The organism is Halorubrum sp. DM2 (assembly GCF_901686465.1).
GTDB lineage: Archaea > Halobacteriota > Halobacteria > Halobacteriales > Haloferacaceae > Halorubrum.
Map to the genome: position 1 here is coordinate 2,990,167 of NZ_LR594487.1, position 17,019 is coordinate 3,007,185.

Here is a 17,019-nt window from a genome sequence, read left to right on the forward strand (position 1 = left end):
CGCGCGCGGCTCTCGCCGCGGGGGATCCGCTTAATCGGATCGCGCTCGAAGCGTCGTCTATGCTCATCACCGACGACGAGGGACTCGACCGCCTGCTCGACGCGGAGACGATCGCCGTCGTCGGCTGCTCGACGACGCCCGGCAAGGCCGCCCACGACGTACCCGCGTACCTCCAAGAGCACGGCTACCGCGTGATCCCGGTGAACCCCTACGCGGACGAGATACTCGGCGAGCGAGCGTACGACGCGGTCGGCGACGTCGAGGAGACGATCGACCTCGTCGACGTGTTCCGCCCGAGCGAGGAGGTGCCGGAGATACTCGACGCCGTCCGCGAGCGACACGCCTCGCGCGGCGACGCGGGCGCGGCGTGGCTCCAACTCGGGATCAGCCACGACGAGGCGGCCACGAACGCGGCGGCCGACGGGATCGACGTGGTCCAAGACCGGTGTATCAAGGTCGAACACGGTCGCCTGCGCGGCGAAAAATAAACGCTGGCGGCGTCGGCGCGGCTACCCTTCCCACTCCTCGAAGCTCCGGTAGACGCCCTTCGAGAGGTAGCGCTCGGAGGAGTCGCAGAAGACGGTGACGACCGTCTCGTGCGGCGCGTCGATCTCGCCGTCCCGGATGTCGCGGGCGACGCGCTTTGCGGCGAGCGAGTTCGCGGCCGCCGAGGAGGCGACGAGCTGCCCCTCCTCGGCCGCGAGCCGTCCCATCTCCTCGTGGACGTCGCGGTCGTCGATCGCTTGGATCTCGTCGACGAGGTCGGGGTCGAACAGCTCGTTCGTGTCGATGTCGTGGGTGCCGATCCCCTCCGTCTTGTACTCCCCGTGTTCGACGTCCTCGCCGAAGAACTCGCGGTACGCGGAGCCGGCCGGCTCGACCGCGGTGACGTGGGTGTCCGCGTCTGCCTCCCGGAAGTAGCGGGCCACGCCCATCAGCGTCCCAGCGGTGCCGCAGCCGGCGACGACCGCGCCCACCTCGCCGTCGAGCGCCTCGTCGATCTCGGGGGCGGTCGTCTCGTAGTGCGCCTCGGCGTTGAGGGGGTTCGAGAACTGCTGGGGGACGACCGCGTCGTCGAGTTCCTCCGCGATCTCGTGGGCGCGCTCGATGGCGAGCTCCATCCCGTCCTTGCTCGGGGTGTTCACGACCTCCGCGCCGAGCGCGCGCATGAGCTGCTGTTTCTCCACCGAGAAGCGCTCGGGGACGACGAAGATCGCGTTCAGGCCGAGCTGCCCCGCCGCGACCGCGATCCCGATGCCGGTGTTGCCGGCGGTCGGCTCGATCACGGTGCCGCCCTCGCCCACGTCGCCGCGCTCTAACATTCGTTCGAGCATGTACTTCCCGATGCGGTCCTTGATGCTCGCGCCGGGGTTGAACGACTCCAGCTTGGCGTACACCGGAACGGCGTCGGGCGAGTCGTGGACGCGGACGAGCGGGGTCTCGCCGATCGTCTCCACCACCGACGAGAGGGGCTCCGCGTGAGTGGTCATGGTCCGGCAAAGGTTGCCGCGGGATTTGTGTGTTGCCATCGCTTCGTCCGGATCCGCGGCTCCGGGGCGGCGGCGTGACTTGCCGGGAGTCGGTCCCGGAGCGCGCCGCGGCCGACCCCGAAACGGGACACGACGGCGCGCCGGCGGTCGCCCGCGCGTGGGAACCCGCGCCGCGGATCGAACACACTTATGACGGTCGTCCGGCTCCGACACTGTATGAGCGAGACCGATGCGGAGGCCGAGGTGACGGTCGTCCTGCCGGACGGATCAGAGCTGACCGTTCCGGCGGGCTCGACAGTCGAGGACGTCGCCTTCGAGATCGGCCCCGGGCTCGGTCGCGACACCGTCGCGGGGAAGATCGACGGCGAACTCGTCGAAAAGCACGCCGCGGTCCACGACGGCGCGCGGATCGAGATCGTCACCGACCAGTCCGACGAGTACCTCACGGTGTTGCGCCACTCCGCGGCCCACGTGTTCGCGCAGGCGCTCCAGCGGCTCCACCCGGAGGCGACGCTGACGATCGGCCCGCCGACCGACGACGGGTTCTACTACGACGTGACCGACGTCGACATCGACGAGGACGATCTGGCCGCCATCGAAGACGAGATGGAGTCGATTATCGCGGCCGACTACGACATCGAGCGCGAGGTCCGGTCGCGCGAGGAGGCGACGGAGATCTACGCCGACAACGAGTACAAACGCCAGATCTTAGACGAGGAGGCCGACGGCGAGGAGGTCACCTTCTACGTCCAAGACGACTGGGAGGACCTCTGTCAGGGCCCGCACGTCGAGTCGACCGGCGAGGTCGGCGCGGCGACCCTCTTGGAGGTGTCGGCCGCGTACTGGCGCGGCGACGAGGAGAACGACTCGCTGACGCGGGTGTACGGCACCGCGTTCGCGAGCGAGTCGGACCTCGAAGAGTACCTCGAACTGCGCGAGCAGGCCCAAGAGCGCGACCACCGGAAGATCGGACAGGAGATGAACCTCTTCTCGATCCCCACGGTGACCGGCCCCGGCCTCCCGCTGTACCACCCGCCGGGCAAGACGGTGCTCCGGGAGCTGTCGAATTTCGCGAACGAGCTCAACCGCGACCACGGCTACGAGGAGGTCGAGACGCCCCACGTGTTCCGGACGGAGCTGTGGAAGCAGTCGGGCCACTACGAGAACTACAAGGACGACATGTTCCTCCTCGACGTCAACGACGAGGAGTACGGCCTGAAGCCGATGAACTGCCCGGGCCACGCGACCATCTTCGACCAGCAGTCGTGGTCGTACCGCGACCTCCCGCAGCGCTACTTCGAGAACGGGAAGGTGTACCGGAAAGAACAGCGCGGCGAGCTGTCGGGGCTCTCGCGCGTCTGGTCGTTCACTATCGACGACGGCCACCTGTTCGTCCGCCCGGACCAGATCCGACAGGAGATCGAGTCGGTGATCGAGATGATCTTCGAGGTCGTGGAGACGCTCGATTTAGAGGTCGAGGTCGCGCTCGCCACGCGACCCGACAAGTCGGTCGGAAGCGACGAGATCTGGGAGTCGGCGGAAGAGCAGCTTCGTGACGTGCTCGACTCGGGCGGCTACGACTACGACGTCGAGCCGGGCGACGGCGCGTTCTACGGCCCGAAGATCGACTTCGGCTTCGAGGACGCGCTCGGCCGCGTCTGGGACGGCCCGACGGTCCAGCTCGATTTCAACATGCCCGAGCGGTTCGATCTCACCTACACGGGCGAGGACAACGAGGACCACGAGCCGGTGATGATCCACCGGGCGTTGTACGGCAGCTACGAGCGCTTCTTCATGGTCCTCATCGAGCACTTCGACGGGAACTTCCCGCTGTGGCTCGCGCCCGAGCAGGTCCGGATCCTCCCCGTCTCCGACGAGACGCTCGGCTACGCGCACCGCGTGAAAAACGCCTTAGAAGACGAGCGATTCCGCGTCGAGGTCGAGGACCGCGACTGGACGGTCGGCCGCAAGATCCGCGCGGGCCACGACGACCGGCTTCCGTACATGGTCATCGTCGGCGACGACGAGCAGGAGGCCGGCACCGTCTCGGTCCGCGACCGCTTCGAGAACCAGCGCGGCGACGTCGACCTCGACGCGTTCGTCGACCACCTCGTGGACGAGCGCGACGCGAAGCGGACGGAGCCGGACTTCGTCGACGCCGAGTGAGTCGCTCTCGGTTCGGACGGCTCGGTCCTCCCCCTCGACTCAGGCCGGCTTGACGCCGGTGAACTCGAAGCGCGCGCCGCCCTCCTCGGACTCGACGACCCGAACCTCCCAGCCGTGCGCGTTGGCGATCTCCTCGACGATGTTCAGACCGAATCCCGTGCCGTCGGTCGCCGTCGTGTACCCGGTCTCGAACACTTGATCCCGCTCCGATTCGGGGATCCCCTCGCCGTCGTCGGCCACGTAGAACCCGCTGCCGCCCGGCATCGACCCGACCGTGATCGTGACCGCCTCGCCGCCGTGGTCGACGCTGTTACGAAACAGGTTCTCCAACAGCTGTCGGAGCCGCGCCTCGTCGGCCAGAATCCCGAACTCGTCGGCGGCCACGCGGAGCGTCCCGTCCCTGTCGTCGGTCGTCTCCCAGGCGTCGGCGGCGAGGGCGGCGAGGTCGACGGGTTCCGGGTCGTCGACGTCGTTCCCCTCGCGCGCCAGCGTGAGCAGATCCTCGATGAGCGTCTCCATCCGCGAGAGAGACCGCTGGACGGCATCGACGTGGTCGCTGTCGGACTCACCCGCGAGGAGGTCGATCCGGCCGCGCGCGGCCGTGAGAGGGTTCCGGAGGTCGTGGCTCACGACACTCGCGAACTCGTCGAGCCGGTCGCGCTCGCGTTCGATCCGCGTCGCGGCGCGCTGTCGCTCCAGCTCGTAGCTCACCCATCGCGTCAGCAGTTCGACGAACGTCTGCTGGGTGTCGGTGAACGGCTCGCCGCGGGGCGTCGTGGCGGCGAAACACAGCGTGCCGTACTGCTCGCCGTCGACTTCGACTCGCCCGCCGATGTACGTCTCCAGCCCGAACGTCTCGTAGGCGGGGTCGTCGGCCCACCCCTCCTCGGACGCGTTGACGACGGTCAACAGGTGATCGCGCTCGATCGTTCGCTTACAGTACGCCTCGTCGAGCGGGCAGGCCTCGCCGGGCTGCAACAGCGGGTGGTCGGCGTGGGACACCTCGACGTGTTGCGTCCCGTCCTCGATCCGCGTGAGGAACCCGTTCGGAACGTCGAGGTACTCGCAGCCGAGCGTCAGTATCGCCTCGACCTTCTCCTCGAAGGAGCGGTCGTGGTCCGACGACACCGCGTAGAGCCGCTGGATCGCGTGGAGGCTCTCCCGCTGTCGTCGCTCCAGTTCGCGCTGCTCGGTGACGTCGCGCAGGTACACGGAGAGACCGCTCTCGGAGGGGAACACGCGCGCCTCGAACCAGGTGTCTAACGGCTCGTAGTACGAGTCGAACGAGACGGGCTCTTGGGTCTCCATGGCGCGGTGGTACTCCTCGTAGAACGCCGTCTCGGTGGACCCGGGAATCGATTCCCACAGGTTACGGCCCTCGACCGACTCCCCCGGGCCGACCGCATCGTCGCTCATCGCGGACCGGAGGATCCGACGCCCCTGCTCGTTCGCGTAGGCGACCGCCCAGTCCGCGTCGAGAGCGAAGAACCCGTCCGCCATCCGATCGAGAACGGCTTGGAGATCCTGATCTGACGCCGATCCGCGCGGGTGGCCGGACATGCGTGCTACTACGCGTCGGGACGGTTTAGGCGCATCGGGACGGTTTAGTTGGCGCGGATCGACTCACGGCCCCGGTGACGGCGGGGACGCGCCGCGAGGCCGCCGTGCGCCGGTCAGTCTGGCGGCCGCGACGACGCGGGCGGTTCGTCGGGTTTTTGCCGACGCTCGCCGGAACTGGACGCATGTCAAACCGGCACGCCGCGCTCGACGCGGACGAGCGACCGCCCGAGGTCGGGGAGCTGACCCCGCCGGACCGCACGCTGATGGGTCCCGGTCCGAGCGACGTCCACCCGCGCGTCCTCAAGGCGATGAGCACCCCGCTCGTCGGCCACCTCGACCCCGCGTTCGTCGAGATCATGGACGAGGTCCAAGAGCTGTTGCGGTACACGTTCCGAACGGACAACAAGTGGACCATCCCCGTCTCCGGCACCGGGTCGGCGTCGATGGAGGCCGCGATCGGCAACCTCGTCGAACCGGGCGACACGATGTTAGTCCCGACGAACGGCTACTTCGGCGGGCGAATGAAGTCGATGGCCGAGCGCGCGGGCGGCGAGGTCGTCGAGGTCGAGGCCCCGTGGGGCGAGCCCCTCGACCCCGTCGACGTCGAGCGCGCGTTCGACGAACACCAGCCGGACGTGTTCGGGTTCGTCCACGCGGAGACCTCCACGGGCGTCCGCCAGCCGAACGTCCCCCAGCTGACCGACATCGCGCACGACCACGACGCGTTCGTGATCGCCGACTGCGTCACGTCGCTGGGCGGCGTCGAGCTGCGCGTCGACGACTGGGACGTCGACGTCGCCTACTCCGGCCCGCAGAAGTGCCTCTCGTGTCCGCCCGGCGCGAGTCCGCTGACGCTCAACGACCGCGCGATGGACAAGATCCTCGACCGCGAGGAGCGGTCTCGGTCGTGGTACCTCGACCTCTCGCTGCTTGAGGGGTACTGGGGGGACGACCGCTCGTACCACCACACCGCGCCGATCACGAACGTCTACGCGCTGCGCGAGGCGCTCCGCCTCGTCGCCGAGGAGGGGATCGAAGACCGATGGGACCGCCACCGCGAGGTCGCCGGCGATCTGAAGGCCGGACTTCAGGACCTCGGCCTCGAAATGAACGCCGACGACGAGTACTGGCTCCCGAGCCTGAACGCCGTCCGCGTCCCCGACGGCGTCGACGACGGGGCCGTCATCGAGTACCTGCTCGACGAGTACGACTTGGAGATCGCGTCCGGCCTCGGCGATCTGGAGGGCGAGATCTGGCGGATCGGCTGTATGGGTCACTCCGCCCGCCCGAAGAACGTCGAGTACGTCCTCGCCGCCTTGGAGGACGCGCTGGCGCGACAGGGGTACGAGGCGTAGTCGCGGCCGGTCCTCGCACCGGATTCAGTCTCTCACCGCGGGACCTTTTCGGTTCCGTCCGACGAGGTACGAGCCGTACAGCAGGACCGCGATCCCGACGAGGAACCCGCCGCTCACCTCGCCGAAGAGTTCGAGTATCGCGAGTCCGATAATCGATGTCTGTATCCCGAGGAGTCCGTCTCTGGAGGGCATGTGGCGGCCGTGTGCGCCGCGAGGCGTAAATCGGTCGGTCACCACGCCGAAAGCGCCGCGCGACCGTGGTCGTGGACGAGGATCGCGAGGAACGCGAGGACGCCGGTGATCGCGAACGCGCCGCCGACGTAGAAGACGGAGCCCATGCTCACCTCGACCATCAGCCAGCCGGCGATCAGCGGTCCCGCGACGGATCCGGGCCGCCAGACCAGTTCGCGGATGCCGAAGCTGGAGGCGACGCCGCCGTCGTCGGTCCCCTCGTCCGCGAACAGCGCCATGCTGGCCGGTTCGCGGAAGGAGTCGGCGACGCCGAGCAGTCCAGAGAACGCGACGAGCGGCAGGTACGCCGGCGGCAGATCACCGAGGATCGGAAGCGTCACCCCGGCTCCGAGCGCGGTCCCGATCGCCTCCGAGAAGGGGATCCCCATCGCGATCAGTCCGTACGCCCCCCCGCCGGCGAAGACGAACAGCGATCGGCCGTAGGCGTCGGAGAGCCGACCGGTGAACAGCTGGCCGACCATGTTGGTCGCCTTCTCGGCGGTGACGGTGACGCCAATGGCGATCCCGGTGATACCGAGTCCGCCCGTGGCCATCTCCGTGCTGGCGTAGATCGGGACCCACGTCCGCACCATCGTCACGGCGAAGGCGTACTGGGCGCGGAAGCTGGTCATCGTGAGGATCCGCCGGTTTACCGCGAGATCGGAGAACGGGAATCCCTCGATACGGGTGTCGTCGTCGTCGAGGAACAGCCACGTGACGACCCACGCCGCGACCATCAGCAGCGCGATGATCGTGAAGATGGGGCCGAAGCCGACCGCGTCGTATATCCCCCCGGCCGACAGCGACCCGAGGATCGAGGCCGCGAAGGAGGCGGCGTTCGCCTTACCGATCTTGTCGGCACGCGTCCCGACGTCGGCGATCTGTCCGACCAACGAGAGCGTCATCAGCCCCGCGCCGGTGACCACGAGCCCCTGTAGCGCGCGGACGAGGATGAACGAGCCGGACGAGTCGACGAGCGGGAACAGCGCGTACACCCCGGCTCCGACCGCGAGCACGCCCAACAGGACGGTCCGCTTGTCGAACCGATCGCCGGCCCAGGCGAGGGGGACCACGGCGACGGTCTGCGCGAGCGTGAACCCCGTGGTGTACATCCCGATGATGAACCCGGCCGAGACGGTGACGCCGAGCACCGTCGTCGCCTGCGGGTCGAGCGTGTTGATGTACGTCCCGAGCAGGGTGATGAGCGTGATGAAGCCGAATCCCTCGGCGAAGCGCGTGAGATAGAGGGCCCAGAACTGCGTGCGGCGGTCGGCGTTGCTCACACCCGGATGCGGTCGGACGATTCAAAAGGAGTTACGATTCGAAGGACGGCCCTCGGGGCCGCCAGAAGCTATTTCCGTCCACCCGGTCCCGTCCGAACCATGGGAGACGACGCCTGCGACCGGGAGTTCTGCCCGGCGTGTGACCTCGCGGTCGCGTGTACCGACGAGGAGTGTCCCGAGTGCGGAGCGCCGATAGGGCCGCGGGCGAGGTAGCGGGACCGCTGACGGTCCGACCCCAGCGCACTCGTCGAGGAGGGAATCACCGGATCACTCCGTGAGCGGGAGGACGATTCCGAACACGAACGGGGCGAGGAGCATCACGAGGACGCCGAGCAGCTCGGCGTCGACGAGCAGCGTCTGTTCCCACTCCGGGACCGGTGCGCCCGTCGAGCGGAGGTAGAGGTCGCCGACCAGTCCGAACGCGAAAAGCACCGCGCCGACCCCGAACGTCCGTTTCGTCGCGCGCGAGTAGTCGATGTCACCGTAGCGTCCCACCATATCGGACGGCTTGGTCATCCCGGACACAAATACCTCTCGGAGTCGCGAGTCACGCGGCCGAGCCGGCGGTCTCGGTCAGGGGGTTGTCGTCGAGACGCCAGTCCGCCCGCTTGCCCGTCCCGCCGGTGAGTCGCACCCGTCCTGCCGGAACCCCTGCGTTTTCAGGCGCGAGCCGCCAGCGTCCGAACGTGACCGCGAACGCGACGTTCGATTTCGACCTGCTGGCGCGCCTGACTGACGCCCCCGGTCCCGTCGGCTACGAGGATCGGGTGCGCGACGTCGTGCGCGACGAACTCCCGGCCGTCGACGCCGTGCGATCGGACGCGATGGGGAACGTCGTCGCGACCGTCGAAGGGAGCGCGGACCCCGACTACGAGGTGCTCGTCGCCGCGCACATGGACGAGATCGGGCTCATCGTGAGCCACGTCGACGACGGGTTCCTCTCCGTGGAGCCGCTCGGGGGCTGGAACCCGGACGCGCTCCGCGGGCACCCGGTCACCGTCCACACCCGGGACGGCGACTACGACGGGGTGGTGGGAATTAACGCCGCGCACACGGCCGCGGAGGAGGCCCCCGAGGACTGGACGCTCGACGACGCCTACGTGTTCACCGGTCTCGACCCCGACGAGGCGACCGAGGCGTTCGGCGTCGGCGACGTCGTGACGTTCGACAGCGACCTCCGCGAGATGGGCGAGTGCGTCTCCGGCTCCGCGCTGGACGACCGGGCGGGCGTGTATGTGATGTTGGAGGCCGCGCGGCTCGCCGACCCGGACGTGACCGTCCACTACGCCGCGACGGTCCAGGAAGAGGTCGGACTGCGGGGCGCGGCCGCCTTAGGCGTCGACGTCGACCCCGACCTCGTCGTCGCGCTCGACGGGACGCTCGAACAGTCGTACCCCGGCGTCGACCCGTCGAACGCGATCACGACGCTCGGTGACGGCGTCGGGATCAAGCGGAAAGACGCGAGCGTCATCCCGACGGCCGAGGTCGTGGAACGGTTCGAATCGGTCGCCGAAACCCGCGACATCGCCTTCCAGCGCGAGGTGTCTTGGAACATCGGGACCGACACCGCCGCCCTCCAGAACGCTGGAGGCGCGCGCCCCGTCGGCGCGCTCTCGATCCCCGTCCGGTACCACCACTCCGCCGTCGAGACGGCCGACGCGCGCGACGTCGAGGCCGCCGTCGACCTGCTCACGGCGTTCCTCGACAGCGAGGACGGTACGGACTACGCGCCGGACTGACGAGGCGGGATGCGGTCGACATGAGTAGAGCCAGTTTCACTGAAATTCTCAGCAGTTGACGGTGTTAGGATTATGTCACTCGCGGACGAACAAATATCGGCGTACCACATCGACATGGGGTACCCTGTACTGATCGATTAAGGCCGTGAAAATATCAACACCCAAGTATTTTATCAGATCCAACAGATACTATTTTAATTACTTTCTGTGGGATTGTAGCGATAACGCTGATCCGGCACACCGGACCGAAACAGCCGCACACTAGCGTTTGTGTTCGCTGTCGTCTAGTCAGAGTTTTTAACTAGTCTGTCGTGTTCGCGTCAGTATGCAAAAATCTCGACGGGACGTGTTGAAGGGTAGTGCAGGGACGACACTTCTCACTGGATTGGCGGGATGTTCAGCGAGCGATCGGATTCCGCCCAGTTTGAATCCGCTCGGGGATGCACCGGCGATCAAATTCAGGTTCGACGGCTTTGCTGGGCAACGCTACGAGATCACCCATACTGGTGGTGATACTGTAGATGCTACCCGTGTCCGTGTACAATATACGGAGGTTGACAGCGGGGAGCAAAAATACATCAAGTGGAATCTGTTTGGTAAAGTGAACTCAGAGCTGGACATCTCTCCAGACAAGACACTCACAACGCCAACAGGGGTTGAAGGCGGAACCAAGATTCGTGTGATCTGGGTACCGCAAAACGGCGACGATAACAGAACGATTGGTGTGTACGAAGTTCAGAAGCTGGATTGAACCGATTCACAGATCGAAATCAATGATCCGGTCTTGGGCGAATCTGTTGAAATCCTTCGGGAGCGATAGCGTTGTTCCCCCAATCGCTTAGTATCGGTGACGTAGTGATTGATCTGCTGAATTTGAGTGCGGTGGCGCGTGCCTGCTCGGCCGCGATGCGGCCGAGCAGCATGCGCGAGGGAGTCGACCGGTCGGAGCAACGCGGAGACCGGTCGACGAGGCTGGGGAGGTGTGAGGTGCGGTGCTGTTGTAAGGTGGGATTCGAAGGGGCAGTTGCGAGGCGGGCGCGGGCGTTCACGAGGGCAAAGCTCTCGTGAGCCAATCAGAACGCTCCGCGTTCTGATGACGACGCAAGCACCGCAAGGAGAGAGCAGAGCTCTCTCTCGTCATCACGAGATGCCGGAGTCGTCTCAAACGACCCGAGCGTGCGCCCACCTCGCGGCTGGGGCCTCGGTGGTCGTGTCGATCAGTGATTTACAAGCACGATTAAACGATCAAATAACTCTGTCAAAATGAATGGGGTCGGTCCTCAATAGAGCCACGGGTCCGCACTTCCTAATCGGCAGACTCGCTGGTAGGCGCTGAGAACGCGTTTGTGAGAAGCGGGCCGGGCGCGATTCCACCAAAGCCGGTCGCTAACCGTTTCACTGTGCCGTTTTCCGTACATGGGTTGCGTTGTCATAGTCGTGTTGATCATGCCGCGTCAAGTCGTTCAACGTACTCTGTTCGATTCTCCATCCGATCGCGGTAGCGTCGCCACCGCTCCTTCTCAGACGCCCAGTCGTAGTGATCCGAGATCGTCTTCACCGACGCGTTGACGCGCTCGGCGACGACCTCCGGCGGGATCCCGATGTTCAACTGCCAAGTGATCGAGCCCGTCCGGATCTGATGTGGCGACCGCGACGAGGGACACTTCGCCGCCTCGTGGTAGTCGACCCAGTCGCAGGTGTCCGGGTCCTTTCCGTGGGGGCAGGTGCCGTGAAGACACGGAATCGTCGCGCGGTAGCTCCACGCTCTGATCGTCGCCTCCCCGGCCCGACCCCTCGAACTCGCGAGCAACGGCTGTCTGCCGCTGTCGTCGCGGCTGTCGTAGCGATACTGTCCGACGTACTCGCTGAGGATACGCGCGACTCGGTCCGGGATTCCGACCGGACGCTCGCCGCGGATCTTGTTCTTCAGCGGCGTCCCCGATTCCGGTCGGTGCCTGAACTCCACCCAACTCTGTTCGTCGTCATCGTCGAGGCGGATGTAGAGGTCGCGGACGTCGAGCCCGCGGAGCGCGCCCTGGCGGGCACCGGTGTACCACGCGAGTTCGAGGAACGCGTGGCGTCGACGGGCGCGCTCGGCGTCCGAGTTGCGGTAGTAGTTCAGCAGCGCGAGCGCCGGGTCCCGGTCGAGTGAGACCTCGCTCGACCGCTCGTCGGGATCGAGATCGGGGATACGCACCGATTCGTGGAGCCCATCTCCGACGGCGTCGAGCTGTTCGAGGTACTCGACGAACATCCGGAGCGTCCACATCTCGCCTTCGAGCGTGACCGGCGCGATCTGGCTCGCCCGATGCTCGTAGTAGTCGTCGAAGTCGTAGCCGCGGAGCTCGCCGACCGACTCGATCTGAGCCTCCTCGGCCCACTCGCGGAAGAGCTTGAGGCGGTACTTCCACGCCTTCACGCTCGACTCCGTCGAGTCGGCGCGCCGGCGACGGAGATACCGGTCGATCGCCTCGCGGACCGACAGCGCCGACGGCTCTCGGGAATCCCGGCTCATTCTTCGGGCGGGATCGTCCCGTCGGAGCGCCGGCCGCAGGACGGGCAGGTGTAGCCGTTGACGAAGGCGTCGACGTGCCGATCGCAGTGGCCGCAGCGCCACAGCAGGTTCGTCACGCGACCACCTCGCCGGAACGGAACAGCGCCGGCGCGATCTCCGCCTTCTGTCGGGCCATGTCGACGAGCGCGGCGTCGGTCGCGAGCACGCTCGCCTCGACGGCCACCGTGTCGGTCGCGTCGGCCGTCCGGAGCCTGACGGTCGCCCGGCGGATCACCGCCGGTCCTCCGCGGCCTGCGAGAGCGTCACGTCGTCGAGACGGCCCGCCAGCACGTCACGGGCGTCGAAGCCCCCGCCGTCGCGAGGCGTCCGAGCGCGGCGCTCGCGGGTCATGTGTCGCCCTCCTCGTCGCCGTCGGCCCACGCGTCGTAGTCGGCGAGCGCGTCGCGGGCCGCGTCGGTGAGCGCGTAGTCGTTCGTTCGGCGGTTGCGCTGGGACTTCGCGACGAAGCCCTTCTCGACGAGCTGGTCGAGGCTGGGGTAGAGGCGGCCGTGGTTCACGTCGACGCCGTAGTACGTCTCCAGCCCGGACCGGATCGCGGTCCCCTTGCGGTGGTCCTCGCGATCGAGGAATCGAAGAATGTCGCGTTGGAACGCGGTGAGGTCGGCGAGCCCGCTCGGCTCGCCGGTGTCGCGCCCGTCGCCGTCGACGACGCTACGCATCGCGCACCCCCGCGGGGTCGCGACGATCGGCGAGCGGCTTCGCCGCGCACTCGGCACAGAGACCGCGCCCGGTCTCGGCGTCGAAGCCGTCGGCTCGGTCGCCGCAGATCTCGCAGTCGCCGCCGTTATGTCCGCCCGGTTCGTCTGCCGTCGTTGGGGGATTCATCCCCCGGAATGCCGTCGTTGGCATGGTTCTGTGGTACCATCACAGAACCCGACCCGGCCGGGTGTTGGAGCACCGCGGCCGGGATTCCTACAGTTTCATCGCGAGCCGAGGCTTCGTCACTCGGGCTCCGTATGTACTCAACATAGGCGACACAACTTATAGGTTGTGTATGAAATTGATAGTTCAATAGACTTTCCAAAGTTCTAATCGTGTGTAATAGGTTTCACCGAACCAGTAGTGGAGCCATGAGATATTCTGGGGACTGGATGGCACTCGTGGACGACAGGGTGCTCGAATATCTACGCGAGAATGGATCTGGGTCTCCTACAGAGATGAAAGAAGAGGGGCCGATCCGGTATTCGAGTCAATATATCGGTCGTCGATGTAAGAAATTGAAAGAAAATGGGCTCGTCCAGCACCTCGGGAACGGAGTCTACATCATCACCGATGATGGCGAAGCCTACCTCGACGGCCGGCTTGACACACAGGAATGGCGCTACATCGACGACGACGCCAGCGAAGTTACTGCCAGTAGCTCCGAAGATATCCCCGGTGAGTCGAACGGGGGCGCGACCTGAATGCGGTCGTTCGTTCCGTGGATGACGCAGCTCGATGAGCGCATTCTTGAACAGTTAGCCTCCGACGGTGCCGCGACCTCGTGGGAAGTCGGGTTCGAACTCTCCGGGACCGTGAGTCCTGGTCGAGTGACCGAGCGCTGTAACACGTTGGTCGACGCTGAACTTGTTGAGCGTGAGGACCGCGATATCGGGTTCGATCGCGTCGAGACCTACTGGTCGATCACGACGTGGGGGCGGCTGTACCTGAGTGAGGAAGTCGATCCCGGACTCGACGTACCTGAGCCGGGTCCTCGACCGCCTCATGCCACTCGACCGGGTGAGTGGGCCGGGTTCTAGTGAACGTAATGTGTCTTGAAGGACTACTCACAGCGATATACGCGGTAGCCACTGATAGTACCACAATTGGTCTTGTAATTGGGATTGCGACTACGTTCACTTCCGCTATTCTGACATATAATTATCGGCAAAACAAAGAGAAAGAGAAGCTTGTAGGTGCGTTAACCGCAGAAATTGGGCAAATGAGAGGGATCGAACAGTGCGCTAACTCTATGGAAAAGAGGAATTCAAAACCTTCTGAAGGAGGCCTTGATCCAGATTCTCTTCCTCCAGGGAAATCAATACCAACAGTGGTGTATGAGTCCAACGCCGGGCGGATTGGTCTACTAGATCAAGAGACTCAAGATAAGTACGTGGAGTTCTACTCAAAAGTAATCCAATATAAATCAATTATGTCCGCAGCACGCTCTGACGGTGGAGTGCCTGATGCCGATCTAGACGATTTGTACAATTCAATCGAAGAGTTGTCTGAAACGCGCAAAAGCTTGATTGATGAAGAGCATGGGGATAATCTGGAATGAACACATGGGTTGAGGAGATTATTTATGGAAGGAAGGATCACATCCTAGCAAGCGATGTTCCATCCCCGATCCACTATGTCTGAGGGGCATATACCATGAGTTCCCCGTATGACTTCTTGGACGCAGTTGATCGTGATTTTTCCTCTGCTGACGATTTCGTGTCTTATCTTGAGAAGGATTATAATCTCGGGGAAGTTCCAGAGAGTGTCAACTTTATCGGTGCGATAAACGACTGCCGGTCAGAGAAAGCCTTCATTGACTCGTTGGGTAGTCACTTTGATCGTGTAGATTCAACGGGAGACCTCTATCTTCTTAAGGGAGATACTGGCGAGGAATACGTCCCGTACTACGTTTATGTAGATGACGAGTTTCCTGTATTTATCACTACAGCAAATATCACTGACGAGATGCCTCCGACAATCAATTCATATCTTCAACAGAGTAAGGATGTCGGGAGGTTCTGGCTTTCAAAAAGACAGATGGAAGCGCTCCGCGAAGAGCTAATTAGTAGATACGACGGAGATATTCTTATTCCGTTTTTCAGTGCCAAGAGAGGTATGTTCTCGGAAATTGGAGCCAGAAAAAGACCGGGAACTAAAAGACGAATTACTTACTATGCGGATGATGGTCTAGAGACATATCGGGAGATGAGAATGGAATACGGTGTTCTCCCAACCATTCTTGAATTTGAACGACCCAATCACTTCAAATTTAGAGTGAAGGATAAAGGAGTGTTTGTCCACGAAAGTGGAAGTGTTCAGGAACTTTGGCGGACCCTGAAAAAGGAGACTGAGCACAAGTCACGTATAAAGGAGTACATCGACACTGGCGAAGCTACAGAGCCAGAGAGTACGGTATTCCAAAATAAGACAATCTCTGTCAGCCGTCCTTGGGGAATAAAAGTTGATCCGGGACTACACAGAGATCATCTGGACGGTTTTAAATCTCACCTCCAAAATGAGGAGTTAGAATTCGGAGTTTCTGAGTACAACTCCTACCCAGAGATACCAAGCTTCGATGCTGAGCTAATTGACCACAGTTCCTACGAAACTACGAAGCTCATGACAAAAGAGGATACTATACAGGTATATCCTCGTGAGCTAACCGATGTTGATCAGTCCTTTAGAATCTACAATTTCGTTAGCGATCACTTCGGACCGAAGTGTGAACCGGTAGCAGTAGAATGATCGGTCCGTCTGAGTTTGATGAAGAGAGTTATCTCGGAACTCTCAGCAAAGGGGATCGCAAGCGGTTTGACAAACTCTACCGAGAAAAGTGGCATAAGATCGATCCAAGTCGAGCGAAGACTCTATTTCGACGGGATTACAGAGATAAACATCAGGAAGAACAGAAGCTCTTTTCTGCTGTAGTGGATGGTTTTCCGCCTGACGAAAGTACCACCAGCACAGAAAGCGGCTATGAAACAACGCTCGTAAACCCCTTATATGAGTGTCTTGAGCAAACAGCAGATGTACTCCTAGCGAAGCCAACCTATCACGATGTACACTTGTGCTTTGTTTGCTGTGAGATTGGTGGAGAAAACAGGATAGAGTGGGTTGAACGAGTTAACCGGATCAAACAAATCTTTGATCAGGAAGAACATCGCCGTGAACTCATGGAACAAATTGAATGTGATGACCTTGATCTTGGCAGTATACAATACGCCACTGTATCTCGGCCGCAGGATCTGGTTGAGATTGACTTCGATTTACTTGAAGCGACCTTAGATGTCGATAACTACGTTATTCTCGAACATGTTGAAGAAGAAAGATTATTGACTCCAAAAAAGGGAGGAATTGCGTCTGAGCTTCTGAGGACTGAATTTGAGGATGGGTTAGACTACTCCCGAGCAGATGTCACAGAGATAAAATACCGTCTTAATGAACATCCAATCATCCCTCTGAAGCAAACTCTTCTAGAGGTCATCGTTAGTGGTATACAAGATGGAACGGACCAGCATCCACGGGAGTTTGAGAGAGAGGATTTTCACGAAAAGTATGATGCTAGCCTCGATCTAGGAGTGCGAACTGAAGGTCGGGAAGAAGTAATCGGAGATAATGTCGATGAACTCCTAGACGAAGCAAAGACGACAGATCTTGTATTCCAAAACTCAGAAGAGATCAACACAGAACGAGAATTCAGGTTTCGGACATCAAACGCTGTTCCTGAAGATATCAAAGATACTGTTGAACAGAAGTATACCCAGTTCTATGCGAAGCGTCAACGCGGCCAACTTGCGTTTGAGAGGGCAGAGCGAGACTTCGAAGAGGAAGATAGCGATTTAGGGGACTTCGAATGACTATAGTCATAGCATTCTCGATCTGACGCTCCCCTGTAATCCCTCCAATCCTGTTGTCCTT

Annotated in this window: 18 protein-coding genes; 9 read left to right on the forward strand and 9 right to left on the reverse strand. The window is 62.8% G+C overall.

Annotated features, from left to right (window positions below; genetic code table 11):
• Positions 1–59 precede the first annotated feature (59 nt).
• On the forward strand, positions 60–488 hold the full coding sequence (locus QOL69_RS15015; protein ID WP_283403817.1) for a CoA-binding protein: 429 nt from the start codon (positions 60–62) through the stop codon (positions 486–488).
• A 21-nt stretch (positions 489–509) separates the two neighbouring features.
• Here the strand turns inward: QOL69_RS15015 and QOL69_RS15020 are convergent, their stop codons facing one another.
• Entirely contained in the window at positions 510–1,490 is a 981-nt protein-coding gene (locus tag QOL69_RS15020) for a PLP-dependent cysteine synthase family protein (RefSeq protein ID WP_048077214.1), read from the reverse strand.
• A gap of 189 nt (positions 1,491–1,679) precedes the next feature.
• Here QOL69_RS15020 and thrS point away from each other — a divergent pair, with 189 nt between their 5' ends.
• On the forward strand, positions 1,680–3,656 hold the full coding sequence (gene thrS / locus QOL69_RS15025) for a threonine--tRNA ligase (RefSeq protein ID WP_283403818.1): 1,977 nt from the start codon (positions 1,680–1,682) through the stop codon (positions 3,654–3,656).
• 39 nt (positions 3,657–3,695) lie between these two features.
• On the opposite strand, the gene QOL69_RS15030 is transcribed toward thrS, so the two are convergent.
• A complete protein-coding gene (locus QOL69_RS15030) occupies positions 3,696–5,216 on the reverse strand; it encodes a sensor histidine kinase (protein ID WP_048077215.1) in 1,521 nt (506 codons plus the stop codon).
• A 182-nt stretch (positions 5,217–5,398) separates the two neighbouring features.
• Here QOL69_RS15030 and QOL69_RS15035 point away from each other — a divergent pair, with 182 nt between their 5' ends.
• Entirely contained in the window at positions 5,399–6,571 is a 1,173-nt protein-coding gene (locus tag QOL69_RS15035; RefSeq protein WP_048077216.1) for a pyridoxal-phosphate-dependent aminotransferase family protein, read from the forward strand.
• A gap of 24 nt (positions 6,572–6,595) precedes the next feature.
• Here QOL69_RS15035 and QOL69_RS15040 read toward each other — a convergent pair whose 3' ends face one another.
• The 3 genes from QOL69_RS15040 to QOL69_RS15050 all read right to left on the reverse strand — a co-directional run bounded on the left by QOL69_RS15040 (position 6,596) and on the right by QOL69_RS15050 (position 8,583).
• Positions 6,596–6,763, reverse strand: a complete 168-nt coding sequence (locus QOL69_RS15040) for a hypothetical protein (protein WP_283403819.1) — start codon at positions 6,761–6,763, stop codon at positions 6,596–6,598.
• Positions 6,764–6,801: 38 nt separating this feature from the next.
• Positions 6,802–8,085 carry an MFS transporter gene (locus QOL69_RS15045; RefSeq protein ID WP_283403820.1) on the reverse strand — a complete coding sequence of 428 codons (1,284 nt, stop codon included), beginning with the start codon at positions 8,083–8,085 and terminating at the stop codon, positions 6,802–6,804.
• Positions 8,086–8,352: 267 nt separating this feature from the next.
• Entirely contained in the window at positions 8,353–8,583 is a 231-nt protein-coding gene (locus QOL69_RS15050) for a DUF7860 family protein (protein WP_195155754.1), read from the reverse strand.
• Positions 8,584–8,771: 188 nt separating this feature from the next.
• On the opposite strand from QOL69_RS15050, the gene QOL69_RS15055 reads away from it, so the two are divergent.
• Entirely contained in the window at positions 8,772–9,824 is a 1,053-nt protein-coding gene (locus QOL69_RS15055) for a M42 family metallopeptidase (protein WP_283403821.1), read from the forward strand.
• A gap of 325 nt (positions 9,825–10,149) precedes the next feature.
• Positions 10,150–10,575, forward strand: a complete 426-nt coding sequence (locus tag QOL69_RS15060; protein WP_048077218.1) for a twin-arginine translocation signal domain-containing protein — start codon at positions 10,150–10,152, stop codon at positions 10,573–10,575.
• 693 nt (positions 10,576–11,268) lie between these two features.
• Here QOL69_RS15060 and QOL69_RS15065 read toward each other — a convergent pair.
• The 4 genes from QOL69_RS15065 to QOL69_RS15080 all read right to left on the reverse strand — a co-directional run bounded on the left by QOL69_RS15065 (position 11,269) and on the right by QOL69_RS15080 (position 13,248).
• Positions 11,269–12,339, reverse strand: a complete 1,071-nt coding sequence (locus tag QOL69_RS15065; protein ID WP_283403822.1) for a tyrosine-type recombinase/integrase — start codon at positions 12,337–12,339, stop codon at positions 11,269–11,271.
• A 112-nt stretch (positions 12,340–12,451) separates the two neighbouring features.
• Positions 12,452–12,613 carry a hypothetical protein gene (locus QOL69_RS15070; RefSeq protein WP_283403823.1) on the reverse strand — a complete coding sequence of 54 codons (162 nt, stop codon included), beginning with the start codon at positions 12,611–12,613 and terminating at the stop codon, positions 12,452–12,454.
• Between the two features lie 112 nt (positions 12,614–12,725).
• On the reverse strand, positions 12,726–13,058 hold the full coding sequence (locus QOL69_RS15075; RefSeq protein ID WP_283403824.1) for a PadR family transcriptional regulator: 333 nt from the start codon (positions 13,056–13,058) through the stop codon (positions 12,726–12,728).
• A complete protein-coding gene (locus QOL69_RS15080) occupies positions 13,051–13,248 on the reverse strand; it encodes a hypothetical protein (protein ID WP_283403825.1) in 198 nt (65 codons plus the stop codon). The genes QOL69_RS15075 and QOL69_RS15080 overlap by 8 nt, the downstream gene beginning before the upstream one ends.
• 221 nt (positions 13,249–13,469) lie before the next feature.
• On the opposite strand from QOL69_RS15080, the gene QOL69_RS15085 reads away from it, so the two are divergent.
• From QOL69_RS15085 to QOL69_RS15100, 4 genes are all read left to right on the forward strand, one after another.
• Positions 13,470–13,802: a winged helix-turn-helix domain-containing protein gene (locus tag QOL69_RS15085; protein WP_283403826.1), complete on the forward strand. Its 333-nt coding sequence runs from the start codon at positions 13,470–13,472 to the stop codon at positions 13,800–13,802.
• A 344-nt stretch (positions 13,803–14,146) separates the two neighbouring features.
• Positions 14,147–14,659, forward strand: coding sequence for a hypothetical protein (locus tag QOL69_RS15090; RefSeq protein WP_283403827.1), 513 nt, complete (start codon positions 14,147–14,149; stop codon positions 14,657–14,659).
• A gap of 116 nt (positions 14,660–14,775) precedes the next feature.
• The gene (locus tag QOL69_RS15095; RefSeq protein ID WP_283403828.1) at positions 14,776–15,846 is read left to right on the forward strand and encodes a hypothetical protein; all 1,071 of its coding nucleotides are present in this window, start codon (positions 14,776–14,778) and stop codon (positions 15,844–15,846) included.
• Positions 15,843–16,958 (forward strand): hypothetical protein, encoded by a 1,116-nt coding sequence (locus QOL69_RS15100; protein ID WP_283403829.1) that lies wholly within the window; start codon positions 15,843–15,845, stop codon positions 16,956–16,958. Before QOL69_RS15095 ends, QOL69_RS15100 begins: the two co-directional genes overlap by 4 nt.
• Positions 16,959–17,019: the final 61 nt, after the last annotated feature.